General features: G+C 67.3%; 16 protein-coding genes. 2 read left to right on the forward strand and 14 right to left on the reverse strand.

Annotated elements, in window-relative coordinates; genetic code table 11:
• Positions 1–21: 21 nt before the first annotated feature.
• From GM1_RS03705 to GM1_RS03765, 13 genes are all read right to left on the reverse strand, one after another.
• The gene (locus GM1_RS03705; RefSeq protein ID WP_081604224.1) at positions 22–771 is read right to left on the reverse strand and encodes a cell division protein FtsQ/DivIB; all 750 of its coding nucleotides are present in this window, start codon (positions 769–771) and stop codon (positions 22–24) included.
• Positions 771–2,237 (reverse strand): UDP-N-acetylmuramate--L-alanine ligase, encoded by a 1,467-nt coding sequence (gene murC / locus GM1_RS03710; RefSeq protein ID WP_008376746.1) that lies wholly within the window; start codon positions 2,235–2,237, stop codon positions 771–773. The genes GM1_RS03705 and murC overlap by 1 nt, the downstream gene beginning before the upstream one ends.
• Positions 2,234–3,370, reverse strand: coding sequence for an undecaprenyldiphospho-muramoylpentapeptide beta-N-acetylglucosaminyltransferase (murG, locus tag GM1_RS03715; protein ID WP_008376747.1), 1,137 nt, complete (start codon positions 3,368–3,370; stop codon positions 2,234–2,236). Before murG ends, murC begins: the two co-directional genes overlap by 4 nt.
• Positions 3,367–5,184, reverse strand: coding sequence for a putative lipid II flippase FtsW (gene ftsW, locus GM1_RS03720; protein ID WP_157435790.1), 1,818 nt, complete (start codon positions 5,182–5,184; stop codon positions 3,367–3,369). The genes murG and ftsW overlap by 4 nt, the downstream gene beginning before the upstream one ends.
• The gene (murD, locus tag GM1_RS03725) at positions 5,181–6,707 is read right to left on the reverse strand and encodes a UDP-N-acetylmuramoyl-L-alanine--D-glutamate ligase (RefSeq protein WP_008376749.1); all 1,527 of its coding nucleotides are present in this window, start codon (positions 6,705–6,707) and stop codon (positions 5,181–5,183) included. The genes ftsW and murD overlap by 4 nt, the downstream gene beginning before the upstream one ends.
• 7 nt (positions 6,708–6,714) lie before the next feature.
• Complete coding sequence (gene mraY / locus GM1_RS03730) at positions 6,715–7,803, reverse strand: phospho-N-acetylmuramoyl-pentapeptide-transferase (RefSeq protein WP_008376750.1); 1,089 nt, start codon at positions 7,801–7,803, stop codon at positions 6,715–6,717.
• 99 nt (positions 7,804–7,902) lie between these two features.
• On the reverse strand, positions 7,903–9,960 hold the full coding sequence (locus tag GM1_RS03735) for a UDP-N-acetylmuramoyl-L-alanyl-D-glutamate--2,6-diaminopimelate ligase (RefSeq protein WP_008376751.1): 2,058 nt from the start codon (positions 9,958–9,960) through the stop codon (positions 7,903–7,905).
• A gap of 93 nt (positions 9,961–10,053) precedes the next feature.
• The gene (locus tag GM1_RS03740) at positions 10,054–11,952 is read right to left on the reverse strand and encodes a peptidoglycan D,D-transpeptidase FtsI family protein (protein ID WP_040519441.1); all 1,899 of its coding nucleotides are present in this window, start codon (positions 11,950–11,952) and stop codon (positions 10,054–10,056) included.
• 21 nt (positions 11,953–11,973) lie between these two features.
• Positions 11,974–12,714, reverse strand: coding sequence for a cell division protein FtsL (gene ftsL, locus GM1_RS03745; RefSeq protein WP_008376754.1), 741 nt, complete (start codon positions 12,712–12,714; stop codon positions 11,974–11,976).
• On the reverse strand, positions 12,711–13,730 hold the full coding sequence (gene rsmH, locus GM1_RS03750; protein WP_040519480.1) for a 16S rRNA (cytosine(1402)-N(4))-methyltransferase RsmH: 1,020 nt from the start codon (positions 13,728–13,730) through the stop codon (positions 12,711–12,713). Before rsmH ends, ftsL begins: the two co-directional genes overlap by 4 nt.
• A gap of 205 nt (positions 13,731–13,935) precedes the next feature.
• The gene (gene mraZ / locus GM1_RS03755) at positions 13,936–14,373 is read right to left on the reverse strand and encodes a division/cell wall cluster transcriptional repressor MraZ (RefSeq protein WP_008376758.1); all 438 of its coding nucleotides are present in this window, start codon (positions 14,371–14,373) and stop codon (positions 13,936–13,938) included.
• Between the two features lie 392 nt (positions 14,374–14,765).
• A complete protein-coding gene (locus GM1_RS03760; protein WP_008376759.1) occupies positions 14,766–15,176 on the reverse strand; it encodes an SCO2097 family morphological protein in 411 nt (136 codons plus the stop codon).
• A 52-nt stretch (positions 15,177–15,228) separates the two neighbouring features.
• On the reverse strand, positions 15,229–15,744 hold the full coding sequence (locus GM1_RS03765; RefSeq protein WP_008376760.1) for an SAV_6107 family HEPN domain-containing protein: 516 nt from the start codon (positions 15,742–15,744) through the stop codon (positions 15,229–15,231).
• A gap of 140 nt (positions 15,745–15,884) precedes the next feature.
• Here GM1_RS03765 and GM1_RS03770 point away from each other — a divergent pair, with 140 nt between their 5' ends.
• Together GM1_RS03770 and GM1_RS03775 are read left to right on the forward strand one after the other, a co-directional pair.
• Positions 15,885–16,571, forward strand: coding sequence for a hypothetical protein (locus GM1_RS03770; protein WP_008376762.1), 687 nt, complete (start codon positions 15,885–15,887; stop codon positions 16,569–16,571).
• Positions 16,568–17,365: an LppM family (lipo)protein gene (locus GM1_RS03775; RefSeq protein ID WP_008376765.1), complete on the forward strand. Its 798-nt coding sequence runs from the start codon at positions 16,568–16,570 to the stop codon at positions 17,363–17,365. Before GM1_RS03770 ends, GM1_RS03775 begins: the two co-directional genes overlap by 4 nt.
• Before the next feature lie 6 nt (positions 17,366–17,371).
• On the opposite strand, the gene GM1_RS03780 is transcribed toward GM1_RS03775, so the two are convergent.
• Complete coding sequence (locus tag GM1_RS03780) at positions 17,372–18,346, reverse strand: methylenetetrahydrofolate reductase (RefSeq protein WP_008376767.1); 975 nt, start codon at positions 18,344–18,346, stop codon at positions 17,372–17,374.
• Between the last annotated feature and the right edge of the window lie 21 nt (positions 18,347–18,367).

Below are 18,367 nucleotides of genomic sequence, written 5' to 3' on the forward strand. Positions count from 1 at the left end.
CAGATTGTTCGCTGCGAAATCTCAGCTCACCGCGGGAAACTCCGGACTCGACACGTTGTAGGTGTCCCCATTCACCTTCAACGCACTCTGCAGCGCCTCGGCCTTGTCGTCGGTCCGTTCTGCATCACCCCAGATCACGCGACGCTTCGACGCCATGATGAGGGTGATGTCGGCCGGCGACGACGCTTCGATCGTCGTCGTCCGAGACCGGAGCCACTCCGGCAACTCCTGCGCGACCGTCAGCGCCGCCAGTGTCGCCGGATCCTTCGATCCGGGATTCGGAACCGCCAGAATCGGCAGTCGAGCGAACGTCTTCGGCACCGCTTTCCGGTCGGCGAAGGTCAGGTAGACCATTCCGAGGCGGTCCATCACGCCGATTCCGCCCTGCCAATCGAGAGTGGCTACCGGCGTCCGCTCAGTGACCTCGATCGTCAGCGTGGACGGATAGCTTCGCTCCACCTTGACCTCCTCGACCGCGGGCAGCACCGCGATCCGATCCGCGATCGCACCGGTGTCGACCTGGAGAAGGGGGACGCCCTGGGGTGCGTTCGCCAGGCGCAGCACCTCGTTGCGGTCGACGGCCGCGGTCCCGACCACATCGACCGAACGAACCGACATCAGAGGCGAATAGTACGCGACCGCGACTGCTCCCCCGACAAGTCCGAGCACACCGAGGATCACCAGAATCACGGTCGCCTTGCTCGGTCGCCGACCGCTGTCGCGGTCGGAACCTCGACGTCGGCGTCGACGACGCTCGTCGCCGTCGGCCATTACTGTTCTGCCAGCGCCGACAGGATCGACGCCGCCTGCATCGTGATGTCGCCGGCTCCGATGGTCAGAACCAGATCGCCACGTCGTGCACGCGCGGCCACGGCGCCGGGGATCGCAGACATGTTCGGCACGAACTCGGACGGCGCCGTCACCGCGTCGGAGATCAGCAGGCCGCTCACTCCGGGTTGCGGCGCTTCGCGAGCGCCGTACACATCAGCGACGAGCACTTCATCGGCGAGACTGAGCGCCTCGGCGAACTGAGCGGCGAACTCGGCAGTGCGCGAGTACAGATGCGGCTGGAAGACGGCGATCACACGACCCGATCCGTGCCGGACCACGTCGCGCGCCGCCGACAGCACAGCGCGGACTTCGGTCGGATGGTGTGCGTAGTCGTCATAGACGTCGACCTCCCGCTCGCGGCCGCGGAACTCGAACCGCCGGTGCACGCCGCCGAAACTCTCGATCCCGTCAGCCACGGCATCGACCGGTTGGCCGGTGCTCACACACGCCACGAGCGCACCGAGCGCATTGAGCGCCATGTGCCGCCCCGGCAGGGTCACGTCCAGCGACCTCTCCATCACGGTCGGTGCGACCGGCGGCGAGAGTCGGACCGCCGTGGTACTGCCCGCCCCACGCGGAGTCACCTCGAGGAGTTCGGCCACCAGCGGCACATCCGGCGCCGAGCCGGCGTGGTCACCCGCGCCGTATCCCAGCACTGTGACTCCTCGATCGGTCAGCGTGGAGGCGACACGTCCGCCGAGCGCAGCCGAACCGGGATCGTCGAGGCACAGCACCAGGACGCCACCGGGACGGATCAGCGCGACGAACTTGTCGAAGACCTCGACGTACGCCTGTTCGGTGCCGAAGAAGTCGAGGTGATCCACTTCGATGTTGGTGACCACGACGATGTCCGGGGTGTACTCGAGCAGCGAGCCGTCGCTCTCATCGGCCTCTGCCACGAACACTCCACCGCTGCCGTGGTGCGCATTGGTGCCCGACTCGTTGAGCTCACCACCGACCGCGAACGACGGGTCGCTGCCGCAGTGCTGCAGCGCGACGACCGACATCGACGTTGTCGACGTCTTCCCGTGTGTGCCGGAGATCAACAGGGTCCGGTGCCCCTCCATCAGGAGCGCGAGAACCTGCGGGCGGTACAGGATCGGAATCCCGCGCCTGCGCGCCTCGACGAGTTCCGGATTGTCCTTGGGGATCGCGGCGTGGGTGGTCACGACAACTGTCGGACCGCCGTCCAGGACATCCAGCGCAGACGGGTCGTGACCCACCGTGACCTGGGCGCCGCGCGTTCGGAGCGCAAGAATCCCACGGGAGTCCTTGGCATCCGAACCCGACACGCTTCCGCCCCGCGCGAGGAGGATGCGGGCCAGTCCGGACATCCCGGCGCCGCCGATGCCGACCATGTGTACACGGGCGAGCTGTTCGGGCAGCTGCGGCGACGGCGCGCTCATCGGATTCTTCTCTCGGTCGCGAGTTCCAGTGCTGCGGTGGCGACGGCGACGGCCGCGTCGCGGTGACCGACCGATGCCGCGGCCGCTCCCATCGTGGCCAGCCGATCCGCGTCGGTGATCAATGCCGGGATCTGCTCGGCGACCCACTCCGGCGTCACGTCGTCGTTGTCGACGATCAGGCATCCGCCGGCCTTCTCGACGGGCAGCGCATTGAGTCGCTGTTCGCCGTTGCCGTGCGGCAGCGGAACGTACACGGCAGGCAGTCCGGCCGCTGAGATCTCGGCGACCGTCATCGCACCCGACCGACACATCACCAGGTCAGCAGCGGCGTAGGCGAGGTCCATCCGGTTCAGGTAACTGATGCCGACGTAGGCCGGTGCGCCCTCGGGCGAGACCGGACTGATCGAGTTCTTGGGTCCGTACGCATGGAGCACTCCCACTCCGGCGTCGCCCAGGGCGCCTGCGGCGGGCGCTACCGCCTCATTGAGACGCTGTGCGCCTTGCGAGCCGCCGAACACCAGCAGCGTGGGCGCATCCGCGTCCAGCCCGAAGAACTGGCGGGCCTGTGCACGGACGGCGGGCCGATCGAGGCCGGTGATCGCTCCCCGGACGGGGATGCCGACGACCTCTGCACCTGCGAGCCCGCAGTCGGGCACGGCCGCGAGGACACGATCGGCGACCTTGGCGCCCACCTTGTTGGCGACACCCGCACTCGCGTTGGCCTCGTGGATCACCACCGGCAGTCGAGACGATCCGCGGAACGTCGACCGAGCTGCGAGATAGGCCGGCAGGGCCACGTAGCCGCCGAAGCCGACGACCACATCGGCGTCGACCTCCGCGAACACCTTGCGGGTCGCGCGAACAGAACGCAGAACACGCCACGGTGTCTTGGCCAGTTCCAGACCTGGCTTGCGGGGCAGCGGCACGGGCGGGATCAACTTCAAGTCGTATCCGCGTTCCGGGACGATCTTCGTCTCCAGTCCACGGGTGGTGCCGAGTGCCGTGATCCGCGCCGTCGGGTCGAGCTGACGGACTGCATCGGCGACGGCGAGTGCAGGCTCGATGTGTCCCGCCGTGCCGCCGCCGGCCACGACGACGGACAGCGGCCTGCCGGTCTCTCTGTTCTTGCTCACCGGCGCCTGGTCTCCCCTTCGTTCCGCCTCGTCGGCCGTGCTCGCGACGACGTGTCTGCGCCGCTGCGTCGTGATCGTTCCGCTCTCGCCGCAGCCGACCGAGGCTGGCGCGGCTGTTCACGTCGGAACGCTCCCGGCTGGCTGCCAGGATAGTGGATCTCGCCGGACCGGACAGACGTCGACCCGCTGCCTGCGGCGGGACGCCGGACTCGAGACGACCGGGCGGGCGCCGGTCGGCGGCGGTCAGCCGACGGCGCCGGGCGGCGTCGCTCGCGGCGACTCCTGCTCACGGCGGCGCGTGGAGGTTTGTAGGCCTGCGGAACCGGCAGACGCAGGAGCCGCGCGAGGCCCTTCGGCTTCGGCCGAGTCAGCGCGGTGACGGCGGCGGGTTCGTGGCGCGCGGCGTTCGCGAGCAGCCCGAGCATCGCGAGCATCGTCAACGCCGACGTGCCGCCGTACGAGAGGATCGGCAACTGGATGCCGGTGACGGGCAGCAGACCGATCACGTAGCCGATGTTGATGAACGCCTGCGCGAGGAACAGCACGGTGATCGTCACCGACAGCAGTCGGAGGAACGGGTCCGCCGAACGTCGTGCGATCCGCATTCCCACCCAGCCGAGCAGGACGTACAGGATGACGACGCTGAGCGCCCCGATCAGCCCGAGCTCTTCGCCGATGATGGCGAAGATGAAGTCGTTGTGCGCGTTGGGAAGGTAGTTCCACTTCGCAGTGCCCTGACCGAGTCCCTTGCCGAAGATCCCGCCGTCGGCGAGAGCGAATTTGGCTTGATTCGCCTGGTAGCCCCCGCCGAGTACGTCCTGCGCACCGCCGAGGAAGCTGAACACTCGAGCAGCGCGGTACTCCTCGACAAAGGCGAAGGCGACGAACCCGATGGCGCCGAAGAACGCGAACGACGCGACGATCCGCCCCGGCAGCCCGGCGAAGACGAGGAGAACGCCCACGATCATGACCAGGATCATCATGGTCGACTGGTTCGGCTGGATGGCCACGAGGAACGCCATCACCGCGGCGACCGGCAGCAGCGGGAGGAGGAGTTCCTTGCTGAAAGTCCCACCGGGTCGCTTATGGGCGAGAATGCTCGCGCCCCAGAGACACAGTGCGACCTTCGCGACCTCGGACGGCTGAAGAGTGAGCCCGCCGATCTCGATCCACCGTTTCGCTCCACCGCCCTGCACGCCGACGCCGGGGATCATCACCATGATGAGCAGGAACAAGGAGACGAGGACCAGTGGGAACGAGAGCCGCTGCAAGGCGGCGGGCGACACTCGCATCGCCAGGTAGAAGCCCACGAAGCCGAGCGCGACGAACATCGCCTGCGTCGTGAACATCCCGTACGCCGAACCGTCTTTCGAGTATCCGTCCACCGACGACGCCGACAGCACCATCAGGAGGCCGAGAACTGTCAGGATCACCGTCAGCGACAGCACCATGTGGAACGACGTCAACGGTCGGCCGACAAGATTGCCGACGCCCTGCCGCACGGTGCCGATCACTGCACGGACGTCGAACGAGGACATCGACAGGTTCAGTCGCCGTGGCGACTCCTGAGCGCGGCCGTCGTCAGCCGAATCCCCGTCGGCGGCGGCGTCGGCATCGAGGATGTCCGGAGCCGACGGCCCGTTCGAACCGTCGTCGACTGCCGGTGAGGCCGGGGCGTCCGCCTCCGTTTCGGAGTCGACGGGCGTGTGGTCTTTCTCCTCGGCGTTCGTCGAGACGCCAGGCTCGGCCGTGGTCGAGCGCTTTCGACGCCGATCTCGACGATCACGGCCGTCCCTCCGGTCTCGACTGCTCATCGGTTTACGACGGAGTCGGCGAGGGCCAGCGATGCGGTCGCGAACGAATCGCCCCGCGCGCCGTAACTGGCGAACATGTCGAGCGACGCGGCCGCGGGCGCCAACAGCACCGCGTCCACGGCACGACCGGAGTCCGCCTGTTCTGCCTCTGCCAACTGCCAGGCGGCCGATACCGCCTGCGCCATCACCGCGTCGGCGCTCGAAGCACCGGTCGCTGCGATGGCCGAAATACCGCCATCAGTCCGCTGAGTCATCACCGAACCATCGTCCCTTGTGAATACTGTGACTGCTGGGACTTCTGGGGCGTGTCGCGCAATCGCGTCCACAATGATGTCGCGATCCGTGCCAATCGCGACGATTCCCGCGAAACGTCGCTTGTTGTGTGCGATCAGGTCGTCGACCGGTGCGCCTTTCAGCAGGCCGCCTGCGATGAGCACCACTCGCTCATAGCCCGACACCGCAGCCTGCGCGGCGTGCGGGTTCGTGGCCTTCGAGTCGTCGACGAACGCGGTCGTGTTGATCCGCGCAACGATCTGGCCACGGTGCGCTGCGGGCGAGAAGCCGATCAGACCGCGCTCGACGGCCTCCGGATCGATCCCGATCGCACGGGTGACGGCAGCCGCGGCCAACGCGTCGAACAGCCCGGACGGACCTGCGGGCCGGATGCGATCGACGGCGATGAGCGGCACTGCGACGGCGGCGAACGCATTGTCGACGAGCATTCCGTCCACGACGCCGAGCTGGCCCGTCTGCGGCACGGCCAGCGTGAAGCCGATGCGCCGGGACTGCTCCCCTGCCGGGAGACCCGAGGCGACGGCGTCATCGAGACCGACGACCGCCACGTCGCCGAGCAACGCCTGCTGTTTTGCGGCGGCGTACGCATCGAACGACCCGTGCCAATCGAGATGATCGTCGGCGACGTTGAGCACCACACCTGCCGCCGGGCGCACCGATGGCGCCCAGTGCAGCTGGAACGACGACATCTCGACACACAGGATGTCGGCCCGTGGCGTCGCGCGGAGCGCATCGGCGACAGTCAGCCCGATGTTGCCGCACGCGAGGACTGCCCGATCCGAGGCTTCGACGATCGCCTCCGCCATGGACGTGGTGGTGGTCTTGCCGTTGGTGCCGGTGATCACGAGCCAGGTGCGCGGCGGGCCGTACATGCCGGCCTGATCGGCGCGCCACGCCAGTTCGACGTCGCCCCACACCGGAATGCCCGCAGCGGCCGCGGCCACCAGCAACGCATCGTCCGGCCGGAAACCGGGCGACACGACGATCAAGTCGATGTCCGGCGGCGCACTGACCACGCCGGCGACGTCGAACGCATCGGGGCCGACCATTGCGACACCGCGCCCGGCGAGGTCGGGATCGGTCCCGCCGTGGGCGAACTTGGTGTCGAGCATGGTGACCCGGGCGTTCTGCTCGTCGAGCAGATTCAGCACCGCGAGACCGGTCGCCCGTGCCCCGGCGACCAGGACACGCTTGCCCGCGAGGTTCAGTTCCGACGGCTGCGCACTCATCGGTTCGTCAGCTCTGCAGCGAGAGGAACTCGCCGTAGAACAACGTAAAGCCGAGCGCACAGGCGATGGCGGTGAGGAGCCAGAACCTGATGATGACCGTCGTCTCGGCCCAACCGCCCAACTCGAAGTGATGGTGGAACGGCGCCATGCGGAACACGCGCTTGCCGGTCGTCTGGAAGAACGCGATCTGGACGACCACCGAGATGATCTCGGCGACGAACAGTGCGCCCAGGACAACGGCGAGAAGCTCTGTCTTCGTGGTGATCGACAGTCCCGCGATCAGACCGCCGAGAGCCAAGGAGCCCGTGTCACCCATGAAGATCTTCGCGGGAGCGGCGTTCCACCAGAGGAAACCGAGGCACGCGCCGCCTGCCGCGACTGCGACGACCGCGAGGTCGAGGGGGTCACGGACCTGGTAGCAGCCCGCCTTGTCGTCGGACACGCCGAGCAGCTCGCACGACTGGCGGAACTGCCAGAACGTGATGAGGACATACGAGCCCATCACCATCGCGGCCGATCCCGCGGCGAGGCCGTCGAGGCCGTCAGTGAAGTTGACCGCGTTCGACCACGCCGCCACCACCAGCCAGCAGAAGAACACGAAGCCGACCGCGGTCAACGAGATGACGTTGATGTCGCGCGCGTACGAGAGGTGCTCGCTCGCGGGCGTCAATTCGGCGCCGTTGCGGAACTGCAGCAGGAGGATGCCGAAGATGATTGCGGCGAGGAACTGGCCGACCGACTTCGCAGTCTTGTTCAGACCGAGATTGCGCTGCTTGCGGATCTTGATGAAGTCGTCGAGGAAGCCGACAAGACCCAGTGCGGTCGCGAGCCCGAGCACCAGCAGTCCAGAAGCGCTCGGCCCCTGCCCGTTGCCGATCAGGCCGACGAGGTGGGCGCCGAGGTAACCGGCCCACAGCGCGGTGATGATGGCGACGCCACCCATGGACGGGGTGCCGCGCTTGGCCTTGTGGCTCTCGGGGCCCTCGTCGCGAATCTCCTGGCCGAATCCCTGGCGGGAGAACACCTTGATCAGCACGGGGGTCAACAGAATCGACACCGCCAGCGAGATCGCTCCGGCGATCAGAATCTGGGTCACAGCTGATGAATCCTCACTCGTCGAGAGAACTTTGACTACTGAATCTAGCCTGTGAAGGCCCTGAATGAGGGCACCCGGTAGGCGGTCGCGCGTCGGACGTCACACTTGGACGCGACGAACCTGCAGGTGGAGCTCGTTCTGCCAGAAATCGATCAGTGCGGGTGCGAGGTCGTCCGGTCCGGCGACCACCACCACGTCGCCCGGTCCCGGCCGGTAGCCCGGCGCGGTGCGCATGTGGTCGACGGCCTCCGCCGGTGTCCCGACGAATGCGGCCTCGTCGCCCCACGACCCCTCCATGACCGCCCCCTGATGGAGGGCCCGGACCACACGTGACTCGCCGACCGCGATGATCTTGTCCACTGCGACGCGGACTGCCTGTCGACCCAACCCGTCGTGGTCCACCGCCCGGCTGTTGTCGTCGGCTCCGTCGGCGTCGGCGAGCTCGCCGAACACCGCCCACGTTCGAGCCGAGTCACCGGAGCGGTGAGCGCTGCCGGCGCCCGCGTCCGCGGCGACCGCCACCATCTCGCGAAGCAACCGCTTGGCCGCGGGCACATCGGCTCCGGACTCGGCGACCAGAACGTGCAGCAAGGCGTCGCCGGAGATCGCTTCGAGCGCTTCGCCGAGCACGGTGCGGTCGTCGAAGGGATGCTTCACCCCGTTGATCTCCTGCCCGGTCTCGTGTCCCTTGCCCGCGACCAGGACCACGTCGCCGGACCGTGCCCACTCGACGGCAGCGGTGATCGCCGCCCGGCGATCACCGATCTCCCGAACGTCCGACGCTCTGCGCTGGGCGGCAGGCACTCCTTCCGCCCCAGCGACGACTGCCGCGCGGATCGTCGACGGATCCTCCGACCGCGGATTGTCATCAGTGACGATCACCAGATCGGCCGCTCGCACGGCGGCCGCACCCATCAGGGGACGCTTCTCGGTGTCGCGGTCCCCACCCGCACCCAGGACGACGGCGATGCGCCCGTCTGTGTCCGCGGCGAGGGTCGCGAGCACCGCTTCGACGGCAGCCGGCTTGTGCGCGTAGTCGACGACTGCGAGGAAGTCCTGCCCGCGATCGACCTTCTCGACACGTCCGGGCACGGCCACGTGGGCGAGCCCCTCGATCGCGACGTTCACGTCGACACCGGCTGCGTCGACGGTGGCGAGCGCGACGAGGGCGTTCGCGACGTTGTAGGCGCCGGGAAGCGGGACGAGGATGTCGTGGGCCGCGCCGTCCGGGCCCACAGCGGACACCCGCTGGCTCCCCTGCACGTCGCTGACCACTGCCGAGACATGCCAGTCGCCGGGCGTCTCCCCGGTCGACACGGTGACTGTCGGGTGACCGCCGTCGGACGCTATCCGGGCCATCCGCGCACCCCACTCGTCGTCGACGCAGATCACCGTGCGCGCCGCGCGATTGGGCGAATCTGATGCGAACAGCCGTGCCTTCGCATCGAAGTACTCGTCCATCGTCTTGTGGTAGTCGAGGTGATCCTGCGACAGGTTGGTGAACGCGCCGACCGCGAATCGGCAGCCGTCGACGCGACCGAGGGACAGCGCGTGACTCGACACCTCCATCACGACGGCGTCCGCGCCGCGTTCGAGCATCACCGCGAGCAGCCGCTGGAGGTCGGGCGCTTCGGGCGTGGTGAGGTCGCTCGGGATCGGCTCACCGTCGATCCTCGATCCCGTCGTCCCGACGAGTCCGACGCTCTTGCCCGCCGCACGCAGCGCCGCCTCCGCCAGATACGACGTTGTGGTCTTGCCTGACGTCCCGGTGATGCCGATGAGAGTCAGTTTCGACGACGGGTCCCCGTACACGCGCGCTGACACTGCACCGAGCACACTGCGCGGCTCAGGGTGGACGAGCACCGGAAGCGTCGAACCGACCCCGCGGACCGTCTCGAGGCCTGCCGGGTCGGTGAACACCGCTACGGCCCCCGCCGCCTCCGCCTGACTCACGTAGGTCGCGCCGTGCGTCCTGGTCCCCGCCATCGCCGCGAACACGTCTCCCGCACCGGCGGCCTGCGCGCGCAGCGTGATCCCGGAGACCTGGACGTCCGGGCCGTCGAGCGATGCACCGGACAGCGCTCCGAGCTGCGACAACAGCACCGGCTCGGTGGCCGGTCGGAACCCGTTGCGCGGGGCGTCCGCTCCTGTGCTCACTCGAAGACCTCTTCCTGTGGTGCTCCGCGCACGACAGATCGATCGTGCGCGTTCTCGACAGATGAATCTACCGTGGCCGTCCGACAGAACCGGTCAGGCCTGCAGGCGCAGACGCGGTGCGGGCTGGGCCGAGTACGGCACGCGCTCGTGCTGCAGCAGCCACGCGCCGATCGTGGCGAACAGCGGCGCCGCCGACTGACCGCCCGAGCCGTCCGAGCTGCGAACCGGGTTGTCCATCATGATGCCGACGACGTACCGCGGGTCGTCAGCCGGAGCGATCCCGGCGAAGGTGATGTTGTAGCTGGACTTCGAGTAGCAGTTGCAGGCCGGGTCCACCTGCTGAGCGGTTCCGGTCTTGCCCGACGTCTGGTAGCCGGCGATGGCGCCTTTCGCGCCGGTCCCCTGCTGATTGCCGTCGTCGTCGTTCTGCATCACGGCGCGGAACATGTCTCGGACCGTGTCGGCCGTCTTGGGAGAGACCACCCGCACCGAGTCGGGCTTCTCACCGCCGGTGATGATGCGCGGCGGAATCCGGACACCGCCGTTGGCGATCGCCTGATACATCGAGGTCATCTGCAGCAGCGTCATCGACAGACCCTGGCCGATCGGGAGGTTTGCGAACGAGCCACCGGACCATTGACTGAGCGCCGGAACGTCGCCGGGGCTCTCGCCCGGCAGGCCGACCCCCGTCATCGCGCCCAGCCCGAAACGCTGCAGCATGTCGGCGAAACGCCGCTCCCCGACCCGCTGCGCGAGCATGAGGGTGCCGACGTTCGACGACTTGCCGAACACTCCGGTCGTCGTGTACGGAGCCGTGCCGTGGGCCCAGGCGTCGTTCACCGTGATGCCCGACATCTTGATCGATCCGGGAACCTGCAGCACCTCGTCGGGATTGGTCACGCCGTATTCGAGAGCCGCGGCGGCGGTCACGATCTTATTGACCGATCCGGGCTCGAACGGCGACGTCACCGACCGGTTGCCCAGGTCGGCGCCCTTCTGCTCGTCGAGAGGCTTCGACGCGTCGAAGGTGCCGTCGTTGGCCATCGCGAGGACTTCCCCGGTCCGACTGTCCATGACGACCACCGACACGTTGTTCGCGCCGGACGCCTTCTTCGCCATGTTGACCTGGCTCTGCACAAACCACTGGACGTCGGAGTCGAGAGTCAAGTGGACGGTCTCGCCGTCCTTCGCGGGATGGACGTTCCGTTTGCTGCCCGGAATCATCACACCGTCACGGCCCTGGTCGAACGTCTCGGTGCCGTTGGTACCTGCCAACACGGGCTCGAGCGACGATTCGAGACCGATCAGCCCGTTGCCGTCGTAGTTCACGTCGCCGACGACGTTGGCTGCAAGGGATCCGCCCGGGTACACCCGGATGCTCTGCTTCTCGGCTCCGACCTCCGGAAACTTGTCCTGGATGGACTTCGCGAGTTCGGGGGTGATGGCGCGCGCGAGGTAGACGAAGTCCTTGTCGGACGTCAACCGCGTGAGCAGGTCCTCCTGGCTGATGCTGCCGCCGAGCATCTCGGACACGCCCGCGGAGATCTCCTTGAGTCGCGTCGGGACGTCGGGCACGGCGTTGTTCTTCTTGTGCTCGGTGTCGATCGACGCGCGGACGGCCTTCGGCTGGAAGGTCAGGGCCCGCGCGTCGTCGGTGTGCGCCAGGAGTCGCCCGTTGCGGTCGACGATGGACCCGCGAGTCGCGGGCAACTGCATCGTCACAGAACGTTGCTGGGCGGCGAGCGCCGAGATGTCGTCCGCTGCGATCACGTTGACGTACACCATTCGGCCTGTGACGAGCACCAGAGCGGCGGCCACGAGAACTCCGACGATGCGCTGCCTGCCGATGAATCGAGGCGACGGAGCCGAGTCGAGTTCGTCGATCCGGGAGTCGTCCACCGGCGGCGGGGTCGGCAGCCGACTGCCCGCACTCGATCGTGCGCCCGGCCTGGACGCCGGCGGGCGCACGGAGCGGGAACTGGATCGGGTCATGATTGTCGATTCTCCACCCGGTCAGCGTGCACGTGCGGTATTCGGCCTCGGCGTGGCGGCAGACCGGGGAACCACATTCGGCGCGGGCGTCGACGATGTCGGGGCCGTCGCACGGTCGGTGGACGTGGGTTCGGTCAACGTGGTGCCCGTCGTGCCGAGTCCCTGCGAGTCGTCGACCTTGTCCGCATCGATCTTTGCGACCGGGTTGGGCTCCGGGTTCAGAGCCGGTAGCGGTTTGCCGTCTGCCGGAGTCGCCGTACCGCGGACCTTCTTCGATCCGCTTTCGCCGACGGTCACCTGCAGAGCCCCGTCAGCCGGCACCATGCCCTGCTCGGCTGCCTTCGCTGCGAGTTCAGGTGCAGCGTCGGCCTTGTCGAACGTGCGCTGCAGATCGTCGCGGCGGTCGGACAGCGACTGGTTCTCACTGCGCAGCGCGTCAAGCGCATACGAGTCCTGGGCCGACTTCGTCGTCAGGTACAGGGTGAGGCCGAGCGCCCCGACGATCAGGAGCAGAACCGGGAACACCAGCGGGACGCCGGCGATTCGGCGACTGGTGATCCCACCGCTCGGCCCGACCGGCCCGATGCGACGCTCGCGCCGGTCCAACGCGCGTTGCGCGGCCTTCGACCGATTCGCTCGCTCGACCGTCGCGGTGCCGCGGGTCCTCCGTGGACGGCGTTCGCCTCGTGCCTTCTCGGTCCGAGCGCCGACCCCCGCCGAACGCTCGGGACCAGTCTTACGGTCGTCGAGCAGTGTGCTCACCGTGTGCCCCCTTCGTCTTCTGCCACGCGTTCGATCGCGCGGATGCGTACCGGCGCAGACCGCGGGTTCGCTTCGCGCTCGGTCGCGTCGGCCTGTTCCGCTCCCCGTGTGACGAGTGCGAACCGGGCGGCCGTGCCCGGAAGATCCACCGGAAGCCCGGCGGGTGTGGTGTTGCGGACGGCTTGGGCGAAGTCTCGTTTGACGATCCGGTCCTCGAGGGACTGGTAGCTCATCACCGCGAGACGTCCGCCGACCGCGAGTACGTCCAACGACGCAGGGATCACGCCCCGGAGCGAGTCGAGTTCGTGGTTCACCTCGATGCGCAAGGCCTGGAACGTCCGCTTGGCGGGATGCCCGCCGGTCCTGCGCGTCGCGGCCGGGATGGTCGCGTAGAGCAGCTCGACAAGTCTGCCGCTCGTGGTGAACGGCTCGATCGCACGCTCACGGAGGACCGCCGACGCGATCTTCCCCGCAAAGCGCTCCTCGCCGTACTCACTGAGCACTCGCGCCAACGCGCCGTGCTCGTAGGTGTTGAGGATGTCCGCGGCGGTCAGGTCGTCGTCCGAGTTCATCCGCATGTCGAGCGGCGCGTCGACCGAGTACGCGAAGCCGCGATCAGTGCGGTCGAGCTGCATCGACGAGACACCGAGGTCTAGCAGGACACCGTCCACGGTCGACAATCCGGCTCGCGCCACGACATCGTCGATCTCGTCGTAGCGAGCATGGTGGAAGAACACACGGTCGCCGAACCCGGCGAGTCGTTCACTCGCGATGCCGATGGCCGATGTGTCGCGATCGATGGCGTGCACGACGAGCCCTGGCAGACGGGTGAGGAAGTACTCGGTGTGACCGCCCGCTCCGAGGGTTCCGTCGACGAGGACCGCGCCCGTGCCGTCGGAGTCGGTCCGGGTCAGTGCTGGTGCCAGGAGATCGAACATCCGCTCGGCCATCACCGGCACGTGACCGTGTTCACCGTGCTGACGTTCGTTCACTGCGCCTCCTCCCCGGTGTCGCATGTCTGACGACGACGCCACGGCCGGGTGGCGGATACGTCGTGATGAGCTGGACGAACCGAGACACGCCGGAGAACAACACTGCGGTGAGGCGGGGTCCCCGCCCGAGCGCACCTGGCGTTGGGGAAGTACGTCAGGGTCGATCGGGCCGAGGCCTCGTCTCACCGCAGGTGTCGTCGTCCGTCGTGTTCAGTTCGTCAAAAGGTCGCTAGAGGATCGAGTCCAGTGCGGTCGATCCGGCGTTCGAGAACGCCTCTTCGTGCTCTGCCTGGTACTCGCGCCACTTCTGCGCGTCCCAGATCTCGAGGTGGTCGTACGAGCCGATCACCACACACTCCTTGGTGAGTTCCGCGTATTCGCGATGCTCACCGGAGAGGCTCACCCGCCCCTGCCCGTCCAGTCGCTGCTCGTCCGCACCTGCGAAGAAGTACCGCAGGAATGCGCGTGCCTCGGGATCGTTGCGCGACGCCGTCACCGCCTTCTCTGCGATGGCGTCGAACTCCTCCGCTCGGTATACCGACAGGCTGCGGTCCTGGCTTCTTGTCACCATGACCCCTCCTGCCAACGCGTCCCGAAATTTGGCCGGCAAGGTCAACCGCCCCTTGTCGTCGAGCTTGGGTGTGTAGGTACCGAGAAAGCGAGCCATGTCGGCAACCTCCTCACCCGTTCTGGTTTTGGCGGTTCCGGTGTCCCCCTCAACCAGTGATGCCCACAGTACCCCACTTTCCACCACTTTCCACCCCGCAAGCCCCACCAACTCCCCACGACCATATATATGCGCAGGTCAAAGGAATGCCAGGTTGGAGATTCTCAGGAAACAGCCAGCACACAACGTGCGTGTCGGGGGTCCCGTGTGGGACAAAACAGCACTAGAGAGGCTGCTGTGGGGCCCTATGACCATCAGTGGGTGAAAGTGGGGCGTTCCGGTGGGGCGTTGTGGGGAATCCGGGGGGCCGAGGCATCTTGACACACGAAAGCGGGGCCTCATCCTTCTCGCATCGAGAAGGAGAGGCCCCGTTTCAGAGATCTAGTGGACTTCTAGTGATCGTCCTGGTCGAACCGACGCTGGAAGCGCTCTTCCATGCGTTCACTCAAGGACGGCTTGCCCGGCTTCGCCCGCGAGGACGATCCACCCCGCGACGCCGGAGACGACGCGTCGGCGAGGTTCGGACCACGGGGACCGAACATCCCGAACGCCGCGGCTGCGAACATCACGAGGAAACCGATGAAGCTCAGAATGCGGAGACCGCCCACTTCGACGTCGACCATGAGGCCGCCGACAAGAAGCGCCAGACCGACAAGGAATCCGAGCACGGCGACAAGGCGTCGTCGTGCCGTCGGACGGCCGACGCGCTGTTTCGTCACGCTCGAGGCGAACTTCGGATCCTCGGCGTACAGCGCGCTTTCGATTTCGTCGAGCATGCGTTGCTCGTGCTCAGAAAGCGGCACTATCCCTCCTCGCTGGTCAGCTAGGCGTCATCGGTCAATGCCCAGTACAACTTCATGATACGAGCAGATCCGCTTGACGACCACCACTCCGTCCGGTCGAACGACGGCGATCGGGCATCTTTCCCTGTTCGTACATCAATAGTGTGGCATCTGCCACGTCCAAGAACTCCATCGCCCTGCGTTCCACACGCGCACACAGCGTTGAGTCGACAGTCTTGACCAGCCCGGCCTCGACGTGGCCACGCATCACCGACAGTCCACCGAAGTATTCGGCGAGGTCGTGCGCCTCGGGGGCCACCGCCTTGATTCGACTCCATGCGTCACGGGCATCCCGGCGTCGGCGCACCGGACCCGGCGGCTCGTGAACTGCGAGCACCGCAGCAGATGCACGGATCGCAGCCAGGTAGAAGAGACGAAACCGCTCGGCTCCGTCGTCCTCGACGGCCGAGGCGTCCTCGAAGAGGGCCTCAGCCCGCTCGAGGAGTTCCCGGCTGCGCAGCACGACCCGCTCGTCGACGACTCCTCGCGTCGACTCGGACGATCGTGCACTCGCTTGCGACCGTGCCATCTCGTGTCACGTCCTCTCGTCATGTCCTGCGGAGTTCCGGCGCCTCACCGGTGATCTGGTGCAACAGTCCCATGAGGGTCTGACATTTCTGGTCGCGCTAATCTCTCCACAGCTTTCGCCGCACCAGATAGGACTGAAGGATGACCAGCCGTTCGCCGTCCCCGTACCGCCTGGTGGCGCTGCACCCACAGGACGCGAACGAATGGATCGACCCCGCGGTGCACACGTATGTGACGGCGATGAACTATCCGCGCGGAACCGAGGCCCACCGCGCTCCCCTGTGGCGGGACCACATGACTCGACCCGGCTGGTACGCGGTCGGCGCGTTGATGCAGGTGTCGAGCATCGATGCACTGCGCCCGTCGATCAGTCGATTGCGCGTCGACGGTATGACCGGCGTCGATCGTGAGGTGCTGGTCGGAGTCACGTACGGGTATCACGGCGCCCGTGATCAATGGTGGAATCAGCAGCTGCGATCGGGACTGCGGCGCACGGGTCGTCCGCCCGCCGAGATAGAGCGGATCACCTCGGACTACTTCGAGCTCACCGAACTCCACGTCCACCCGATTGCGCAGGGTGCGCGACTCGGCGAACGTCTGCTGCTGGCACTGCTCGCGGACCGGCCCGAATCGACGGTCCTCCTGTCCACACCGGAGGTCGCAGGCGAGGCGAACCGCGCCTGGTCGTTGTACCGGCGGCTCGGGTTCGCCGATGTCCTGCGAGGCTTCACGTTCGTCGGCGATTCCCGGCCCTTCGCATTCCTCGGGCGGACACTCCCGTGTCGCGAGGACCATTCATTGCAGCGCTCTGGCACGATGACACCGTGAAGTCACTCCGCAGAGCCCCGATTCTCGCCGTCGTCGCGCTCCTCGCAGTGGCGCCGCTGCTGTCCGGCTGCCTCACCAAGTCGACGACGGTCGGCGACCAGTTCTCTGGTCGAATCCTCGTCGTCAGCAGCCCTGACGCCGGCCCTACGACTCCGGCGTTCGACATTCCCGCGTCACTCGGCAGCCAGGTGTGGTCCACCGACTTCCCGTCGAACGACGCCGCGACCGCGCCCACTGCGAGCAAGACCCCGGACTCCGCCGACACCGTCGTACCCACCGCCGAGGGGAAGAAGGGCGCGCAACTGTCGTTCGATCACCTTTCGACAGGGCAGTTCAGCCAGTTGGGCGACATCATCGCCGGTGCGCTCCCGGATCCGACCGCAACCGTCGATTTGAAGGCGACACGCAGCGGCGAGTTCGTTCGCCTCCGCGGATCGGCGTCGCTCCTCGATCTCGACCCGGCGACGACGTTCGTGTCGATCACGGTCGACTTCGCGGGGCCGGTCGCGGCGACGAACGGTCAGCAGTCGGGCGACTCGACAGTCACCTGGATCCCGCAGCCCGGTCAGACGACGGAGTTCAACGCCGATTCCGAGTACGCCGACCCGGCGACCGCCGCGGTGCCGAGTTGGACGTGGTTCATGCTCATCCTGTGCGGCGCCCTTGTCGTCTTCATCGGCCTCGCCGCCTACAAGAACCGCGACAACAGTCCGCGACCCGGCCGTTCGCAGAAGTCCAAGCCTCTCCCGAAGCCGCTGCAGAAGGTGGCCGACAAGGTCACGTCCTCCGACTGACGCACCTCAGACCGAGGCGCGCTCCAGAGCACCACGGGTGTCGATGCCGATGCGTTCGAGCACTTCGCTCGTCGCCTTCGTGAAGTTGAGGCTGCAGAAGTGCAGGCACGGTGCACCCTCGTCGATCAACCGCTGCGCCATCTCGGTGCACAGGTCGATCCCGACCTGACGGATGGCGGCCTTGTCCTCCTCGGGACCGTCGCCCGCTGCTTCTACGAGCCGCTTCTCGACGTCGGCCGGGATCGTGCTGCCCGACAGTTCGGTCATGCGTCGAGCCGTCGCCAGCGACGTGATCGGCATCAGGCCCGGGATGAGCGGCTTCGCGCCCTGTTCCGGGTCTGCGGCCACGACCCGATCGCGGAGACGGAAGTAGTCGTCGACGTCGAAGAACACCTGCGTCACGGAGTACTCGGCGCCCGCACGCAGCTTGCGGACGAGGTTCTCGGTGTCCGACGCCAGATCCGGCGAGCGATGGTGCCCTTCGGGGAACGATGCGACTCCGGTGTGGAAGTCGCCGAGCGAGTCGATGAGCTCCACGAGTTCCGATGCGTACTCGACGCCCTGGGGATGCTTGGTCCAGGTGCCGAGCGGATCGCCCGGGGGGTCGCCCCGCAGTGCGAGAAGATTGACGATCCCCTTGTCGGCGTACGCGCCGACAAGCGCGCGCAGTTCGTCGATGCTGTGGTTCACCGCGGTCAGGTGCGCGATCGTCAGCAGTGTGGTCTCGGTGGCGAGTTCGCCCGCGATGCGCACGGTGCGATCGCGGGTCGTACCGCCTGCACCGTAGGTCATCGAGACGAAGGCCGGGTTCATTCGTTCGAACACCCGCACGGCACGCCACAGTCGAGCTTCAGCCGCCTCGTCGCGCGGCGGGAAGAACTCGACTGAGAACGGCACGGGCCCGCTGTGTGGGGCTGCGATCCGTTCGACGACGGACTGCCCGCGGGCTGCGACGGCTGTCGACTCATTGCGTTCACTCACGAGCCGATCATACGGTCGCGG

The organism is Gordonia malaquae NBRC 108250, from assembly GCF_000344135.1.
Taxonomy (GTDB): domain Bacteria; phylum Actinomycetota; class Actinomycetes; order Mycobacteriales; family Mycobacteriaceae; genus Gordonia; species Gordonia malaquae.

Coding starts and splice junctions, on each gene's coding strand:
- murC (WP_008376746.1), bottom strand. CDS start 2,237: ATGAGCGCGCCGTCGCCGCAGCTGCCCGAACAGCTCGCCCGTGTACAC.
- rsmH (WP_040519480.1), bottom strand. CDS start 13,730: ATGCGACACCGGGGAGGAGGCGCAGTGAACGAACGTCAGCACGGTGAA.
- GM1_RS03705 (WP_081604224.1), bottom strand. CDS start 771: ATGGCCGACGGCGACGAGCGTCGTCGACGCCGACGTCGAGGTTCCGAC.
- GM1_RS03765 (WP_008376760.1), bottom strand. CDS start 15,744: ATGGCACGGTCGCAAGCGAGTGCACGATCGTCCGAGTCGACGCGAGGA.
- GM1_RS03740 (WP_040519441.1), bottom strand. CDS start 11,952: ATGACCCGATCCAGTTCCCGCTCCGTGCGCCCGCCGGCGTCCAGGCCG.
- GM1_RS03770 (WP_008376762.1), top strand. CDS start 15,885: ATGACCAGCCGTTCGCCGTCCCCGTACCGCCTGGTGGCGCTGCACCCA.
- mraZ (WP_008376758.1), bottom strand. CDS start 14,373: ATGGCTCGCTTTCTCGGTACCTACACACCCAAGCTCGACGACAAGGGG.
- ftsW (WP_157435790.1), bottom strand. CDS start 5,184: ATGAGCAGTCGAGACCGGAGGGACGGCCGTGATCGTCGAGATCGGCGT.
- murD (WP_008376749.1), bottom strand. CDS start 6,707: ATGAGTGCGCAGCCGTCGGAACTGAACCTCGCGGGCAAGCGTGTCCTG.